Raw genomic sequence first — 15,757 nt, forward strand, 5'->3', positions numbered from 1 at the left:
ATCACAACAAGGGACTAACCATGGGACTCAGAGTTTTGGTAGTGGACGATTACGGTCTGATCAGAGATTCGCTGTCCACGATTATTGGGTTAATACAAAAAGAATCCGTCGTCGACACCGCTGGAACAAAAGCGGAGGCCATACGGCTGATTGGAGAACAACGTTACGATTTTGTCTTTCTGGACCTGACCTTGGACGGTGACGCAAAGCCCAACTTCGATCTTGTTGACCTGTGTGTCGCTTCGCAATCCGGCAAGACCGTTGCGCTCAGCGGGAACAGCGATTGCGCAACGATTCGCGCGGCAATTGAACACGGCGCCACCAGCTTCATCAAGAAAAATTACGACAATTCAACAATGATCAAAGCAGTCGATGCCATTTTGAGTGGGTTAGATTTCGTACCCACTAAAGTTCTACATAACGCGCCGGAGTTGTCTAAGCTAGGTCAGCTCAATGACCGCGAAATCAAACTTCTCTCACTTATTGCACGAGGCAAGCTCCACAAGGAGATCGGTGACGTGACGGGCATGAAGGAGATATCCGTGCGGGATAGCGCGAGAAGGTTGTACAAGAAGTTAGAAGTGCGTAATCGAGGGGAAGCAGCCAGGATCTTCTGGGCTTCGGTGCCGGCGAGTGTGGCAACTGCGGATCAATAGGAGCCGTAAATCCGTATAAGCGGCTTTGTACCCAAGCACGGATACGGATGCACGGCTCCACGGGATTCCGACCATCCGCCAATCAGCGATTCAGTGCATGAAATACGACGGCCCGCGATGTGATGCGCGGGCCGCTGATGGTGAACGCAAAAACGCCCCGCCTTTGCGGCGGGGCACGTTTTGGGGAAGGGGTGAGAGCTGCCGGCTGCTAAAACGCGCGCGGCATACCTGCCGCGCGCGACACCAAGAAGATGCCCGGCGAAAACCGCCGGGCATCTTGCTTACTCGCTCGCCGCAGCATCCGGGAGCGTTTCTGCTTGTGCCTCCTGTACCGACGCGAGCAACATCACAGGCAGCCAACCCGTGCCCTCCGCCAGTCGTTCCGCTTCGCTGGCCAGTTCGTTCTTCTTGAGCTTGGCGAGCCGCGCCGCATGCTCCGGTGCGAACACCTGCACCGCCTCGATGGCTTTGGCCTTTGACACATGGGCGAAGTAGCCTTCGGCGGTCGGTGTCCACCACAGGTGCATATCAAGGCCTACTGCCTGCGCCAGTGCGGTAGCAGGCAACGTGTCTTCGCGTGGCGTGACCGCGCCCACCGTTGTAGCCACGCACACCGCCAGCAACGACAGCAGTTCCTGCTGGGGCAACGCCAGCAGTTCCGCGAACAGTGCATCCGGGTCACTGGGTAGCCGTGCCGCCCACGCCTGACGCACTTCCCGCAGGCCGATCAGAGCGGGCGACTGTGCCACGTCCGGCGCAAACGTTTCAAGTCCATCCTGCGGCGAAGCGCTGATGTTGATCGGCTGGGGTGAAAACGAGCGGTCCGAGCGGTAGCCATCGACCACCACGCGCAGCGCGAGGCGATGCACCACGGCCACCAGTGCTACCTGCGGATGGCGGGCGACTTCCGCTTGCAGTGCCGCCGTGCGGTGTGCGCTCAAGCGCCGCGCCAGCTTTTCGGAAATACCGGGCGCTGTCGGTTCTGCCTCGCCTTCGCGATCACTACCCGCCTGCATGCCTTGTTGTTCCTGTGCCCGCAATGCCTTGGCCTCGGTCTCGCGCAACAGGCCGCGATGGGTGATGACCTCGCCGGTATGATCGACCGCCACGATGGCTCCGGCCATCGTCAACACCTCGGGCGCAAACACCAACAGCGATTGTTCGATGATGTCGAGTTCAACACCAAGTTTGTCGCTTTCCTCGTAGAGGGGCGAGGCTTCTTCTTCCGCGATGTCCTCGGCATCGTCGGCATTCAGTCTGTCGTCGATGGCCTGTTGCCGCGATTGCAGCTTGGCGATGCGCTTGGCCTCGGCCTTGTTCGGCGTGCGCCGGTCACGGCGGGCGCGCTGGAAGCCGTGCAGTTCTGCCGATGTGATGCGCGGCACCGTTTCGACCCATGCCCAACCTTCCGCACGGGCACTGTCCGCAGCGGCTGCAAGTTTGTCTCGCGCCAATGTATCCAGCAACGCCGCATCGGAGAGGAACACGCCCCGTGTATCGTCCGAGAACAGGTCGCGCCGCACACCACCGCCTGCGGCCTCGTAAGCCTCGATGCCGACGAAGCGTGCCAGCGCATCGCGCGTGGCGTCGATCTCGCGTTCGGTCAGGTGCTCGCGCAGCGCCTGTGCGCTGCGCTGCCACTGCGGCGCGTCATAGAACGCCGCCTCCTGTGCGGTGTGGTCGTCCGTGATGGCGAGCGCCATCAACTGGTCGAGCGTGACAGCATCGGCGCGATAGTCGGCCAGCAGGCGCGGCGAGACATTCGCCAACTTCAAACGGCGCTGCACGACAAGCGGTGTCACACCAAAATCAGCGGCAATATCTTCGACAGGCCGACCTTCGGCCACCAACGCGGCGAACGCCTCGAACTGCTCGCCGGGGTGCATGGCCTCGCGCTGCACGTTCTCGGTCAGGCTCACGGTACGTGCCGACGCATCCGGCACCACCAGGCAAGGTACGTCATGGGTCTTGGCAAGCTTGCGCCGCTTCGCCAGCAGCTTCAACGCCGCCAGCCGCCGCTTGCCTGCGACGACTTCGTAATGCTCGCCATCGCTCGATGCGGTGACGGTGAGGTTTTGCAGCAGGCCGACGCGGCCGATGCTCGATGCCAGCTCGGGAATCGAGACCCCACCGCACTTGCGCACGTTGCGGCTGGAAGGCCGCAACTGCGACAGCGGAATCAATAGCAGGTCGTATGCCGTAACGGTAGCAGCGGCAATTGCCTGCAGTGCTTGGTTTTCTTGATGGGTAACGGTGTTCATGGTGATAGCTCCTATCCCTTGCGGGAAGTTGAAAACAAGAATGGATGAAGAAAAACTGGTTATCGATTTCACGGTGTCGGTGTCTGCATGCGCGGCCCTCCTGTGGTTTTCAAAATCGACCGGATTCCAAGATTCGGAGCCCGGTGTTGGCTTTGGTTTGTTCGGCGCAGTGACCTGGGCTGATCGCTGTTGCCGCCGTCTTTCCTGAGTTCATCGCCCGCGAAGAACCGGGCCAGCGAGGGACTGGCCGTCAAGGAAGAAGCGCAGGGTTGGTGCGGCCCGCAGCCGCAGGCGAGGACACGGCCCTGCGCGCCTTGACGGCCAGGCACTGCGGGCTACGGTCGCGGAATCAGCGATGAAGGAGGGGAAAGACGGATGACCGGCCTGCGGCCAGAAAGGCGACGGACCAACGCCGCGCGGTGAGCGCCACTGCGTGCCATAGGCACGCCTCGCTGGAGGTGAACGAAGCGCGCAGCGCGCCTATACCGATATGCACAAGGCCGATCAGGCGCAGCCTGTTCGGCGGTTCTGTGGGATGCCAAGCCTGCGCGGCGGGGTGGGCGTCAGCCGACCCCTTGAGGCAAGCGCAGGCCAAAGGGTCGGAGGCGTCAGGGATCAAAGCCGAATGGCCGTGACTCGGCACGAGGCGCGGGGCAACGCCCGTGAGCCCGCCGGCGGCAACGCCGGGACGCTCGGCATCGGTCAACAGGATTCACAGCACAGTAAATATTGCTGTTTGGTCGAATATCGATACGGACAAACTAGAAAGGTAAATCGTCAGGCCATATCACCCAGAAAAATTACGACAACCCGACAATGCTCAAGGCAGTCGATGCCATTTTCTGTGGGTTGAATTTCGTACCTACGAAAGTTCTACACTGCACGCCCGAGCTGTCAAAATTTGGTCAGCTCAATGACCGCGAAATCAAGCTTCTCTCGCTTATTGCGCGAGGCAAGCTCCACAAGGAGATCGGTGACATGGCCGGCATGAAGGAAATATCAGTTCGAGATAGCGCCAGAAGGTTATACAAGTATTTAGAAGTGCGAAATCGAGGAGAAGCGGCCAGAATCTACTGGGCCGCGGCACCGGCGAATGCGACTACTGCGGATCATTAGGCTTGGCAACTTTAGGGCGTGACAAATGAATTGGTGAAACTTTCCCGCGTGAATTCGCCGCCCGCCCCCGCTGGTCCGGCACCGCGGCAATTGTCACTGGCGAACGGGTGGGTACGATTCATGATTGACGCCGCTGTACAAGCAGACCATCGACACCTTCGGACAATGCCGCCGCCGCGGCGTCGATTTCCTCTATTGTTGTCATCCATCCAACTGAAAGCCTGACTGCCCCAAGGGCACGATTCACATCGCATCCCATCGCGGCCAGCACGCCGCTCACGGCGTCAGCTTCGGAGTGGCAGGCCGATCCGACCGATGCGGCGACCCCGCGACACAGGACAGCAGTTCGCGCCCGACAATACCCGGAAAAGACACGTGCAAGGTATTGGGTAGACGCTCGGTCGGATGACCATTACATCAGCCCGGGAACGCTCGCCGCCAGCCGTTGGTGTAGCGTGTCGCGCAGCAACCGCAGCTTTTCCGTCGTCGCCGGAAAGCGATGCTGCGCGAGCCTCGCGGCCGCGCCCAGGCCAACCACCTGCATGACGTTTTCCGTGCCTGGCCGCAAGCCATGTTCCTGGCCAGCCCCGAACTGGATTGGCACGATCGGAGCACCGGTCCGGACATAAAGCGCGCCGACACCTTTGGGGGCATAGAACTTGTGTCCCGCCAGCGTCAGAAGATCGACACCCAGCGCATCGACGTCCAGTGGAATCTTGCCGGCGGTTTGCGCGGCATCGGTATGCAGCAGGATGCCGCGCGCCTTCGTGATCGTCGCAATCTCCGCGATGGGCTGGATCGTGCCGAGCTCGTTGTTGGCATGCATGATGGAGACGAGCGCGGTATCCGGCCTAATCGCCGCGGCGATATCCGTGGGATTGACCCTTCCGTACGCATCGACCGGAATCACGCTCAGTTCCCATCCCTCGCTTCGCAAATGCAGGGCCGGCGCCATCACTGCGGGATGCTCCACCGCGCTCACCACAAGATGCCGCTTGTTGCCGGCCAACGCGCGCGCGACCCCGAGAAGCGCCAGATTGTTGGCTTCGGTGGCGCTGCCGGTGAAAACAATCTCATCCGCGGCGGCGCCGATAAGGCCGGCGACCGAGCCGCGCGCTTCGGAAACCGCCTCGGCCGCTTTCCTGCCGTAGGAATGAGACGACGAGGGATTGCCGAAGCGCTCCACCAGGTAGGGCAACATTGCCTCCATCACTTCGGTGGCGACCGGCGTCGTGGCGTTGTAGTCCAGGTAGATTGGCGCACTCATTGCAGCGCCTGCTCGCGATTGGCGATCAGGTCTTCCGTGTCTTTGATGCCGATCGACCGGCTTGGCATCGCCTTTGAAATACCTCGGCACGCCAGCAGCTTACCGTCCTGGTATACGCGCAATTGCCGCGGGGAGAAAGCATGCCACGCGTCGTCGGTGAGCGGCTCGGTCGCGACCAGTGCGAGGCTGCCGTGCTCATCCGATTCTTCCCGGTAATGGAGTCGATCATCGCCGTATGCGATCAGGACGCGACCGTCGGAGAGGAGAAAATTAAACTTGCCCGCCGCGGCGATGATACCGGCGATATGCTCAAGCCGGCCGAGCCACGGATCATGGTCGACCGCATCGTATGTGCCAACGATGCCTGCCAGGATTCGGCAGAAGGCGTGCTCGGAGTCCGTGTCGCCCGTCGGATGGCAAAGCGGGTTGGCCACGGGCCAATCGACAATGTCGGATACCAGCCCATTGTGGGCAAACACCCAATCGCGGTCGCAGCAGCGGTGGGCAAAGGGATGGGTATTGCGCATGCCGGGAACGGGAGGATGCCGGGCCTTGCGCACATGGGCGATCACCAGCGGCGAGTTCACACCTTCCCACAGTTGCAAGAAACGTTGGCTTTGCCCGCCGGGCCCGGGCGATTTTTCGATGTTCGGCTGTCCGCCCGACCCATAGGCGATCCCCCAGCCGTCCGGATTATTGGCTGATGCGCCGCCCCGCGCGCGAAAGGGGACCAGCCAGCGAGAGAGTCCGCGAGCCGTGTTGCTGGAAGCGCCAAACAACTCGCACATCATTCGCACCCGGGCGAGATGGCTGTGTTCCGCCGGGAACCCACTTCGATCAACGGCGGCCGGCGAAGCGAAAAATCGACGAGAAAGATATTGAGCATGGTCTCCCCTGATGGCTTGTTAGATGCGGTGCGGTGACACGTCCGCCGCGGCGGCAATGAAGGCGCCGAATCCGGGCAGCCAGCGATGCAGGCAAGGCTCCAGTCGCGGGCTCCAGCACTTGTCGCCGGACATCACCACGGCGGTACCGAGACCGGATCGACGCGCCGGTAGACCATCGAACAGGCGCAACGCGTCGGCGGCCGTATGCCAGCGAGCGCCACGGTAAGCTCCCCGGCCGCCGCCCCTGCCTTTGGCAAGATAGAGCAAGCTGTGACGGTTGAGCAACCCCAGCACCACCCGGCGCCGGGCGACGCGCAGCATCTCGGCGAGCGCCTCGATCTCGTCTTGCACGAAACACAGGGCAGCGACGCTGATGACCAGATCGAAGCTCCCGTCGCGGAACGGGAGCCGGCGCGCGTCCGCCGCGACATAGCCGATGCCACGCGGCGAATGTCCGGCGGCGAAGCGGACCATGTCGGGATCGATATCGGCGCCGACGACCCGGCCTGCGACATTGGTGGCGAAGCGGCGCGTGAACCAGCCGGTGCCGCAGCCCACGTCCAGCAGTGTCTCCTCCGCACGCGGCTCAAGCAGTGATTGGAGAAGGCGGTACTCTTCCTCTCCGATCCACGAGCCGCGGCGTGTGGCGTACCGGGCGTCGTACTGTTCCGGTTGCATCGCGGTTTCCCCGTCCCCATGCTGGAATCAAAATCGCCGGTACAGCCAGTATTCACAAGAGATTGGGTCCGCGCATCTCCACTTGCGGCGCCGGCTCGGCGTAGAAATTTCCCTTGCCGATGCCGGCTTGCCCGCTGCCGGTCTCGATGAAGCACATGCCCTTGTCGGTAAATTGGCGCAGTGTGCCCTTGCCGGTCCAGGCATGGGCGATGTTGTGCGCGACGACATCGGCCTGGCCGTGGGCGAAAATACCGGCCTTGGGCAAGGGACGGCCCAGTTTGAGCGGAATGCTGGTGATATCGCCGAGCGCGAAGACGTTCTCGAATTGCGTTTGCAGCGTCTGGCGATCAACCGGTATCCAGCCGGATTCGTTGGTCAAGCCCGCCTCGCGCACCACCGCCGGCGCGCGATGCGGTGGAATGTAGATCAGCAGGTCGTATTCGGCCGAGACGCCATTGGCAAAGCCGATGCGATGGGCTGCCGGATCGATTTCCTTGACCTGATGCTCGGGGCGGTAGGCTATACCGCGAGCCTCGATCATGCCACGTATCGCGCCGCCCACATCGGGGCCGGCGACAAACATCGGCCGGGGTTCGGCCGCGAAGAACTCGATCGTCGCCTTGTCGCGCAGGCCGCGCTTGCGCAGGTGCGAATCCACCAGCAGGGCGGCCTCGTAGGGCGCCGCCGGACATTTATACATCGGCGTGGCGGTGAGAATGGCGATGCGGCCACCGGCGAAACCGGCAAGGGCGTCGCGGATGGCGGTCGCGCCTTCCATCGTATAAGCATTGAGGCCGGCTTGCGCGAGACCCGGGATCGCCTCCACTGCGTACTCGGCCCCGAGCGCGATCACCAGCGCGTCGGCCACGAGCAATTCGCCGGCGACGTCGACTTCGCGGCGCCGCGGATCGATGCGGGTGACCGCACCGTGGCGGAACTCGACGCCTCGACCGATCAGGCGGTCCAGCGAACGGGTGAAATCCTCCGGCTTGCGCTCACCGACCATCAGCCATAACAACGACGGCGGGAAGAAGTGCCGCTCGGCGCGATCGACGGCGATCACGCGATCGGTGTCGGGCAAGAGCTTTCGCAAGGTCTCGGCGGCGACCAGCCCACCCAGACCAGCCCCAAGGACTAACGCGGTTCGGCCCATGGTCAAAACACAATCACTTTGTCAGCCCACTCGCCGGTCCAGGTCGCCAGTTCCTCCATGCTGCTGCGGCGCGTGCCGGGCGTGACATCGGCATCGGCGATGCCACGGGAATCGAGGCAACTGCCGCAGAGGCCAACCTCCCCGTGATGCTCAAGCAACTTGCCCAGCATCGCCTCGATATTGTAATAGCCGGCCGGCGTTCGTTGGCCGCGTTTGGCGCAGTCCACCGCGTCGCCAATCAGAAAAACCCGCACGTGCACGCCATCGCGCTTTGCCAGGGTGCCGGCGAGCCGCAGCCCGTTATAGGCACGCTCGCTGCCGTAAGCGGGCTCGTTCACAATCATCAATATGTTGCCCATCGGATTCGCTCCTTCAGAACAATTAGTTTCCTGCCTTCGAAATGGTGCTGAAAATGCCTCGCTGTGAAGCCTGGGGTCGCCCGCGCCATAACCGACTACCTAAACATGGCGACGTAAATACTGCCGCCTGTTGAAGGTAGGCCTAGCCTCGATGAAGCGTAGCGAAATCGAGGAACATCTTTTGCAACAATCCACTGAAAACCACCGATCCCGGATTACGCTTCGCTTCATCCAGGCTACCGATAGTGCGGCATTACTTAAGATGCCGTGTTTAGAAGATGAGCACCTTATCCGCCCACTGTGTCCATGACGTCAGCTCGGCGAGAGTGCCGCGGAGGGCTCCCTCCGAGAGCTCCGGATCGGTGATCCCGCGCGCATCCATGCAGGTTCCGCACACCGCGACTTCGGCCTTGTTGCGCACCACGCGACTGAGCATGAGCTGGATATTGTAAAAACCCTCGGCAACCTTTTGTCCGCCTTTGGCACAAGCCGCCGCATCACCCATCAGAAATACTCTCACCTCCTCCCCTTCGGCCTTCGACAGGGTTCCCGCAAGGCGCAAGGCGTTGTAGCTGCGCTCATTGCCATACGGTGCTTCATTCAGAATGAACAGGTTCTTCATGGTGTCGTTCTCCTTTTTTCGTCATGGTCCAGATTCACGCGCAATCGCGAAGCCTTCCCGATTCCATTGCTCCATGCCGCCACGCAGGACAAGGACGTCGGTAAAGCCCGCTTGCTTCAACAGACGGCGGCCGTTACCGAACGCTTGTCGGTTCGGCATACCATCGTTAGCGGGCTCCGCTTTGACTGTGCAAGTTGCTCGATGCGCGCCGGTAACTCGCTCAGCGGAATGTTGCAGGCATCCGAGATGTGGCCGAGTGGGCCGGTAAATTCGTCCGCCCCCCGGACGTCTATTACCAACGGCTCGCGGCTCCGGTCGAGCCTGCCTTTGAGACTGCCGCTATCGATCCAACGGATGCCGGCCTGGCTGAACTGTCGCGCCAGCCGGGGCAGGAAAGCAACGACTGCGAGCAGTGCCAGCGCCAACAAAGCGTTGCGGATTGCTCCATCCCGGGCGGCGAGTACATCGCGCCCGGCATGACCGAGCCACGCATAGGCGAGCGCCCCGGGAAGCATGCAGACGAAGGAGGCAGCCACGTAGGCAAGTAGCGGAATACGCGTCAGCCCGAGCGTGTAGTTCACGAGGTTGAAGGGAAACAAGGGTACCAGCCGCACAAGGGCGACAAAGCGCCAGCCTTCGGCCTCAACGCCGTCGATCAGTTGCTTCAGCCTGCCGCCCGCCCTGCGCGCGACCCAATCCGCCACGAGGTAACGCGCCACGAGGAAGGCGATCGCTGCGCCGAGCGTGGCACCGATCAGGCTGTACAGTGCTCCGGGCACGGCGCCGAACACCGCGCCTGCCGCGAGCGTGAGTACGGATCCGGGAAGGAAGAACACAGTCGCCGCCGCGTAGAGGCCATGAACGCCAATGGTGCCCAGATGCCTGCATCTGCCAGCCAGCCGTTGAGCGCATCGCCGGTCAGCGCCCCGCGATTCGCGAAGACGACGAGCAGGCCCGCGCCCAGGGCCAGTACCAGTGCAACGCGCGCTGCGTTACGAGGCTTCATGTCCGGATTCCGACGTACTGCCGATCGGATATGCGCCACCGGCTTCGGCGAACGGCAGCGCCAGCATGCCCGCGAGCTTGACCGCCGCGTCGCTGCCGGTGAGCCCCTGCACGCCGATCGCCATGCTCTCCTGCGGCAGGCGGGCACGGTCGCGATAGGTGCCGAACAGCCGGTCCCACCACGGCAGGTTGAAGCCGAAGTTGCTGTTCGTCTCGGCCACCTCCATCGAGTGGTGGATGCGGTGCATCTCGGGGGTGACCAATATCAACCGCAGGAACCGGTCAACCGATTCGGGCAGCCGGAGATTGGCGTGGTTGAACATCGCGGTCGCGTTCAGCAGCACCTCGAATACTAGTACCGCCACCGCCGGCGCCCCGAGTACCGCGATGACCGCCAGCTTGATCAGCATCGACAGCAGGATTTCGATCGGATGAAAACGCGCGCCGGTGGTCACGTCGAAGTCCGCGTCGGCGTGATGCACCCGATGCAGGCGCCACAACAGCGGCACCGCATGGAACATCACGTGCTGCAAATAGATGGCCAAGTCGAGCGCGATCACCGACAGCACGAAGGCCAGCCAGAACGGCACATCGAAGGCGTTCAACAATCCAAAGCCGCGTTCGGCGCCCAGCGCGAACCCGACCGCCGCCACTGGAAACAGCAGGCGCAGGATCAGGCTGTTCAATACCACCAGCGCCAAGTTGTGCAGCCAGCGCACCGCCGCGGCAGCAGCCGTGCCCGCCTGGGCACCAGCGCTTCCCAGATCGCCATCAGCGCGAACATGCCAAAGAATGCGCCGAGGCGCAGCACCGGCTCGTGGCTGAGTGCCCACTCGTTGAATGTCATAATCGCTCCAGGTACTTAAACACTTGCCGGATTCCGCCGCTCAGGTATAATTCAACTACTCAACTACTCAACTACTCAACTAATTAGTTGAATAATAGGGGGTCGCAACCGCAATGTCAACCGGTAATTTCAAACAGGACGTGCACGCCCAGCTCGCGCGGGTGGGCAAGGCGCTGTCAAACGGCAACCGGCTCGAGTTGCTGGAGTTCATCGCGCAGGGTCCGCGCAGCGTGGACGAGCTGGCGACCATGACGCGGCTCTCGGTCGCCAATACCTCGAAGCACCTGCAGGAACTGCGCCGCGCCGGACTGGTGCGGGCGCGCAAGGAAGGCCTGCGGATGTACTACGAATCGGCGGGACCGGACGTGGTGGCTTTGATCGCCGCGCTGGGACGCGTCGCCGAGACGCGGCTCGCCGAAATGGAGCAACTGGTGCGCACCTACATCACCGCGCGCGACGACCTGGAACCCATCCCCGCGGCGGAGCTGGTCAAGCGCTCGAAGCTGGGATTGGTCACGGTGCTCGATGTCCGTCCCGCCCACGAATACGCGGCCGGCCATTTGCCGGGAGCGATCAATATCGCGGTCGAGGACCTGCCCAAGCACATGAGAGAGTTACCCAAGGGACGGGAAGTCATCGCCTACTGCCGCGGTCCGTACTGCCTGCTCTCGGTGGATGCGGTGACGCTGCTGCGTGGCAAGGGACTCAAGGCGCGGCGGCTGGAAAACGGTTTTCCGGAGTGGAAAGCCGCCGGCCTGCCGGTCGAAGCCTAATCTGGACGGCAATCAGGCGGAACAATCGCGACCACGCATACTGGGACGAAGATCGCCATCTGGCGCGCCTCTCCGGACAATAATGGCCTGAAGGCCGCGCCAGTGCTTGCGTTTGTCCACACATTTGCGACAGCCCCCTTCGCCTACTGAATCCGAAACCCGGCATGGCAGGCGACGCATTGGGCGGTGACGCCTGTGAGCGCGGCCAGTGCCGGCTTGACGTCGCCCGTCGCGCCCGCGTCCTTCGCGGCAACAGCGAAGCGGCTGGCCGCGCGATGCATTTCCGAGCCGATCGCCTGCATGCCGGCGGGCATGTATTTCGAGACCTCGTGCGCGCCGTGCAATTTCAGCGAGGTGAGGCCGAGACGCTGTTCGGCAACACTCGCCGCGCGATCATACTGCTCTCGCGCCAGCGCGTCGTGAATTTCCTGCAGGGCGAACAGGTGATCGCGCATGTTGGTCAGCGTGTGGATACGCAACTCTTCCGGAAATTTCACCAGCGGTCGGGTGTCCTGCGCGGGATCAGACTTGCCCGATGCGGATGCGGACGGTGCCGCATGGTCGTGCAGCGGTGACTGTGCACATGAAGGGAGTAGCAGCGACAGCAGCAGCGCGGTGAAGGCGTGGCGATGGGTGAATCGTGGGGGCATAAGATTCCATTTCCTGTTCATCAGTGCAGTAACAACGGCCGCACATTGGAAGGCCGCAATGAATGGTGCGGGAGCCTGACGTCCCAGCGCAGGCTGGGACGACGGATACCTGAGACGGTGCTCCACGAGAATAATTGACCCATGCTAATGCGGGCGGCGAATACTTAGTTATGATCCTAATCATATGGCAACGGAAACCCAAACAACCACAAGCAACCGCTTCAACCTCGCCGAACTGGCCGGCGCGTTCGGCGATCTCGGCACCTTGATTCCGTTTGTCGTCGCCTACATATCCGTGCTGAAGATGGATGCCGGCGCCATCCTGCTGCCGTTCGGCGTGATGCTGATCGTGGCCGGCATTGTTTTCAAGACGCCCTTCCCGGTGCAGCCGATGAAACTGATCGGTGCCGCCGCGGTCCTCCATTCCGCCGGCGTGGAAGCGCTGACCCCGGGGATCGTGGTGGCTGCCGGGCTGATCACCGGCGCGATCTGGTTGTTGCTGGGCCTCACCGGTGTTGCGCAGCGCGTGGCGCGGTGGATTCCCGCGCCGGCATTACTGGGCGTGGTGCTCGGCCTCGGCTTCAGCTTCATGCTTGAAGGCGTGCGCATGATGTCGCAGGCTTGGCTGTTCTCGACGGTGATGTTTGCGGCGACGCTGTTCCTGATGAGCCGCACCCGCGCCGCCGCCATGGCTGCGCTGCTGTTGGCCGGCGGCGCCTTTGCCGTCATTGAGCAGCCGACGCTGCTGGCCGACCTGGCGCTGGCGGAACCGGCGCTGCACCTGCCGACATTCGCCTGGCCGTCACTCGGCACGCGCGAACTCTGGCTGGGCCTGGTGCTGCTGGCGCTGCCGCAATTGCCGCTGACCTTCGGCAATGCGTTCGTCGCTGTTACCGACGAACACAATCGCCTGTTTCGGATCGCGCCGTCTCCGAAAAGCGCGTGGCGGTCTCGACCGGACTGATGAATCTCTTTTCCAGCGCCATCGGTGGCATCCCGATGTGCCACGGCGCCGGCGGGCTGGCCGGGCACGTCAAGTTCGGCGCGCGCACCGGCGGCGCATCGATCATGCTGGGCGTGCTGCTGACGGTGCTGGCGCTGTTCTTCGCCGATTCGGTGGCGACGCTGTTCCGGCTGTTTCCGCCCTCGGTGCTGGGCGTCATCCTGTTCATGGCCGGGCTGGAACTGGCGCTGGCCAGCCGCGAGCACGGCGGCGAGAAGCTCGACCGCGCGGTGCTGCTGGCAACCGCCGCCATTGCGATGTTCAACGTCGGCGTGGCGGTCGTGTTCGGCCTGATCGCGCATCACGCGGCGCGGCGCGGTTGGCTCCGGCTGTAGCGATGGTCGTGGCGCAGGTTCCCGATTGGGGAAAATGGGGCACGGCAAATGCGCTGCTCCCGCGCGTGCCGGCAGCGTTGCGGCGGGTTGCTCGGACACGCCATTTCGCCAGAGGCGAAATCCTGTATCGGCGTGGCGACCGGGCCGCCGACATCCTGTGCGTCCTGGCCGGTGAGCTTCGCCTGACGCGCGCCTCGCGGACGGGAACGGAGGTGATCCTGCAACGCGTGCGCGACGGGTTCATCGCCGAAGCGAGTCTGGAATCGAAAGCCTACCACTGCGATATCGTGGCCGCGGACGAAGGCGAATTGCTGGCATTCCCGATCGCCGCATTTCGGCATGCCCTGCAACATGACGCCACCTTTCACGCCGCCTGGTCGGCCCAACTCGCCCGCGAGGTTCGCAGGCTGCGCGCGCAATGCGAACGGCTAAGTCTCAATAGCGCCGCCGAGCGCATTTGCCATTTCATCGAAGCGGATGGCGATAACGGTGAAGTGACAATCGGCCAATCGCGCAAAAGCTGGGCAGCAGAACTGGGCATCAGCCACGAGGCGCTGTACCGCGCCTTGCGCCGAATGCAGGACGAAGGTGCGCTGATTGTCCATGGAGCCCGCATGCGCATGCGTATGAAGCCCTGATCCTTTCAAGTTGCGATGGTGTGATTTTCGCCTCGCCGCCAGCACTGGAGGGTGACGCGGGGATTTCAATACGCATGCGTATCGCCCCACGAGCCGGCTGCCCCACGTAGCGTGCAGCACGACCCGCAAGCTTCTCCGTGCAATCAGTCGGCCGCGCTAACCGTGATGCCGATGATGCGCGTCGGGAAAATGTCGATGCGTGTGGGTAATTGGCTGGTGAATGTGCCGGTGCGCGTGCCGGACGCCGGGAGGAACGGGCAAGTCGTGTTCGTGCTGATGATGCTCGTCGTGCCAGTGTTCATGCTCATGATCGAGCGGCTCGTGCATATGCTCGTGCTCGTGGGTTTCGGTGAGGTGCAGCCACACACCGGCGCCCATCAGCGCGCCGGCGATGAGTAATTCGCCCGTCAGCGCCTCCCCATGCCCGCCACGGCGATTATCGCGCCGGCAAACGGCGCTGTTGAGAAGTAAGCGCCCGTCCGCGCCGTGCCGAGGTACCGCAGCGCAATCACGAACAGTATCAGGCTGACGCCGTAACTGAACAGTCCGACCGTGGCCGCCGCCAGCGTTGCCGGCAGCGGCGGCAATTCCGCGCCCAGCGCCAGCGCGATCGCCGTGTTGACCGCGCCCGCGACCAGTCCCTTGGTCATGGCAATGAACGAGGCATCGAGCAGCGCGACCTTGCGGGTGAGATTGTTGTCGATCGCCCAGAACAGGCACGCGCCGATCACGGCAAGAGTGGGCATCACCGCGCCGAAGCGCAATTCGCGCGGCCACGACAGCACAAGCGCCCCGGCAACGATCAGAGTCATGCCGAGCGCGATGCGCCGGTCGAAATTTTCGCGGAACACGAACCAGGCGATCAGCGCGGTCAGCACACCTTCGGCGTTGAGCAGCAGCGATACGCCAGCGGCGGGCATGCTAACCAGCCCCCACATCAGCATCGCCGGCGCGATCATGCCTCCGGCGATGACCGCGCCGGCCAGCCAACTCCATTCGCCTGAGGTGATCAGGCCTGTTTTCGCACGGCCAATCAAGCGCCAGATCAGCAGCCCACCACCCGAACCGAGATAGAGAAGTCCCGCAAGCAACCATGGACTCACCGGGCCGAGCAACAACTTGGCGAACGGCGTGCCCGCACCGAACAGCAGCGCCGCACCGAGTGCCGCCCAAATACCGGTGTTGTTACTCCAGAATTTCAAAACAAGTTCTTTCCCGAGTCATACAAAGTCCGTGATGCCAACGAAAAACGCGCACGCCGCCGCAACAATAGTATTCAAATTATTAAAGCGCCTTTCGGTGGCTTCGTGGATGGAAATTCGCTTGCTCCGACTCGCGCCGAAGCCACGATGTCGATGCGGCATCTGTGTAGGCTATTGATCGCGGCATCAAACGACGCAGACCGCCATTTGGTGCGCCTTCCCGGGCAAAAACGGCTTGAAAGCCGCGCCACCGCTTGAGTTTACTGGTCGCTCATCCCCCAATGCCATTGCGCCGCAGCGCTTTG

Annotated in this window: 12 protein-coding genes and 5 pseudogenes; 6 read left to right on the forward strand and 11 right to left on the reverse strand. The window is 62.7% G+C overall.

The window, feature by feature from the left end; genetic code table 11:
• The first annotated feature begins 20 nt into the window (after nt 1-20).
• Nucleotides 21-656: a response regulator transcription factor gene (locus tag IPP88_13920; GenBank protein MBL0123771.1), complete on the forward strand. Its 636-nt coding sequence runs from the start codon at nt 21-23 to the stop codon at nt 654-656.
• A 281-nt stretch (nt 657-937) separates the two neighbouring features.
• On the opposite strand, the gene IPP88_13925 is transcribed toward IPP88_13920, so the two are convergent.
• Nucleotides 938-2,917 (reverse strand): ParB/RepB/Spo0J family partition protein, encoded by a 1,980-nt coding sequence (locus IPP88_13925; GenBank protein MBL0123772.1) that lies wholly within the window; start codon nt 2,915-2,917, stop codon nt 938-940.
• A gap of 40 nt (nt 2,918-2,957) precedes the next feature.
• On the opposite strand from IPP88_13925, the gene IPP88_13930 reads away from it, so the two are divergent.
• Both IPP88_13930 and IPP88_13935 read left to right on the forward strand, forming a co-directional pair.
• The gene (locus IPP88_13930; GenBank protein ID MBL0123773.1) at nt 2,958-3,125 is read left to right on the forward strand and encodes a hypothetical protein; all 168 of its coding nucleotides are present in this window, start codon (nt 2,958-2,960) and stop codon (nt 3,123-3,125) included.
• A 608-nt stretch (nt 3,126-3,733) separates the two neighbouring features.
• Nucleotides 3,734-4,033 (forward strand): response regulator transcription factor, encoded by a 300-nt coding sequence (locus IPP88_13935; GenBank protein ID MBL0123774.1) that lies wholly within the window; start codon nt 3,734-3,736, stop codon nt 4,031-4,033.
• 118 nt (nt 4,034-4,151) lie between these two features.
• On the opposite strand, the pseudogene IPP88_13940 reads toward IPP88_13935, so the two are convergent.
• The 8 genes and pseudogenes from IPP88_13940 to IPP88_13975 form a co-directional block, all read right to left on the reverse strand.
• Nucleotides 4,152-5,300: pseudogene (locus tag IPP88_13940) on the reverse strand (cysteine desulfurase).
• The gene (locus tag IPP88_13945; protein ID MBL0123775.1) at nt 5,297-6,088 is read right to left on the reverse strand and encodes a class II glutamine amidotransferase; all 792 of its coding nucleotides are present in this window, start codon (nt 6,086-6,088) and stop codon (nt 5,297-5,299) included. The pseudogene IPP88_13940 and the gene IPP88_13945 overlap by 4 nt, the downstream one beginning before the upstream one ends.
• 117 nt (nt 6,089-6,205) lie before the next feature.
• The gene (locus IPP88_13950) at nt 6,206-6,865 is read right to left on the reverse strand and encodes a class I SAM-dependent methyltransferase (protein ID MBL0123776.1); all 660 of its coding nucleotides are present in this window, start codon (nt 6,863-6,865) and stop codon (nt 6,206-6,208) included.
• A 52-nt stretch (nt 6,866-6,917) separates the two neighbouring features.
• Nucleotides 6,918-8,018, reverse strand: coding sequence for an NAD(P)/FAD-dependent oxidoreductase (locus tag IPP88_13955; protein MBL0123777.1), 1,101 nt, complete (start codon nt 8,016-8,018; stop codon nt 6,918-6,920).
• 2 nt (nt 8,019-8,020) lie between these two features.
• Entirely contained in the window at nt 8,021-8,377 is a 357-nt protein-coding gene (locus IPP88_13960; GenBank protein ID MBL0123778.1) for a DsrE family protein, read from the reverse strand.
• A gap of 271 nt (nt 8,378-8,648) precedes the next feature.
• On the reverse strand, nt 8,649-8,999 hold the full coding sequence (locus IPP88_13965; GenBank protein MBL0123779.1) for a DsrE family protein: 351 nt from the start codon (nt 8,997-8,999) through the stop codon (nt 8,649-8,651).
• A gap of 21 nt (nt 9,000-9,020) precedes the next feature.
• Nucleotides 9,021-10,005 (reverse strand): annotated as a pseudogene (locus IPP88_13970) (VTT domain-containing protein).
• Nucleotides 9,992-10,851 (reverse strand): annotated as a pseudogene (locus tag IPP88_13975) (sterol desaturase family protein). Before IPP88_13975 ends, IPP88_13970 begins: the two co-directional pseudogenes overlap by 14 nt.
• A 113-nt stretch (nt 10,852-10,964) precedes the next feature.
• Here IPP88_13975 and IPP88_13980 point away from each other — a divergent pair.
• A complete protein-coding gene (locus IPP88_13980) occupies nt 10,965-11,624 on the forward strand; it encodes a metalloregulator ArsR/SmtB family transcription factor (GenBank protein ID MBL0123780.1) in 660 nt (219 codons plus the stop codon).
• Between the two features lie 143 nt (nt 11,625-11,767).
• On the opposite strand, the gene IPP88_13985 is transcribed toward IPP88_13980, so the two are convergent.
• A complete protein-coding gene (locus tag IPP88_13985) occupies nt 11,768-12,274 on the reverse strand; it encodes a hypothetical protein (GenBank protein MBL0123781.1) in 507 nt (168 codons plus the stop codon).
• Nucleotides 12,275-12,458: 184 nt separating this feature from the next.
• On the opposite strand from IPP88_13985, the pseudogene IPP88_13990 reads away from it, so the two are divergent.
• Both IPP88_13990 and IPP88_13995 read left to right on the forward strand, forming a co-directional pair.
• Nucleotides 12,459-13,612: pseudogene (locus IPP88_13990) on the forward strand (putative sulfate/molybdate transporter).
• 2 nt (nt 13,613-13,614) lie between these two features.
• On the forward strand, nt 13,615-14,250 hold the full coding sequence (locus IPP88_13995) for a Crp/Fnr family transcriptional regulator (protein MBL0123782.1): 636 nt from the start codon (nt 13,615-13,617) through the stop codon (nt 14,248-14,250).
• Between the two features lie 156 nt (nt 14,251-14,406).
• Here the strand turns inward: IPP88_13995 and IPP88_14000 are convergent.
• Nucleotides 14,407-15,452: pseudogene (locus IPP88_14000) on the reverse strand (EamA family transporter).
• Nucleotides 15,453-15,757: the final 305 nt, after the last annotated feature.

The sequence above is a fragment of the Betaproteobacteria bacterium genome (genome assembly GCA_016720925.1).
Classification (GTDB): Bacteria; Pseudomonadota; Gammaproteobacteria; order Burkholderiales; family Usitatibacteraceae; genus UKL13-2.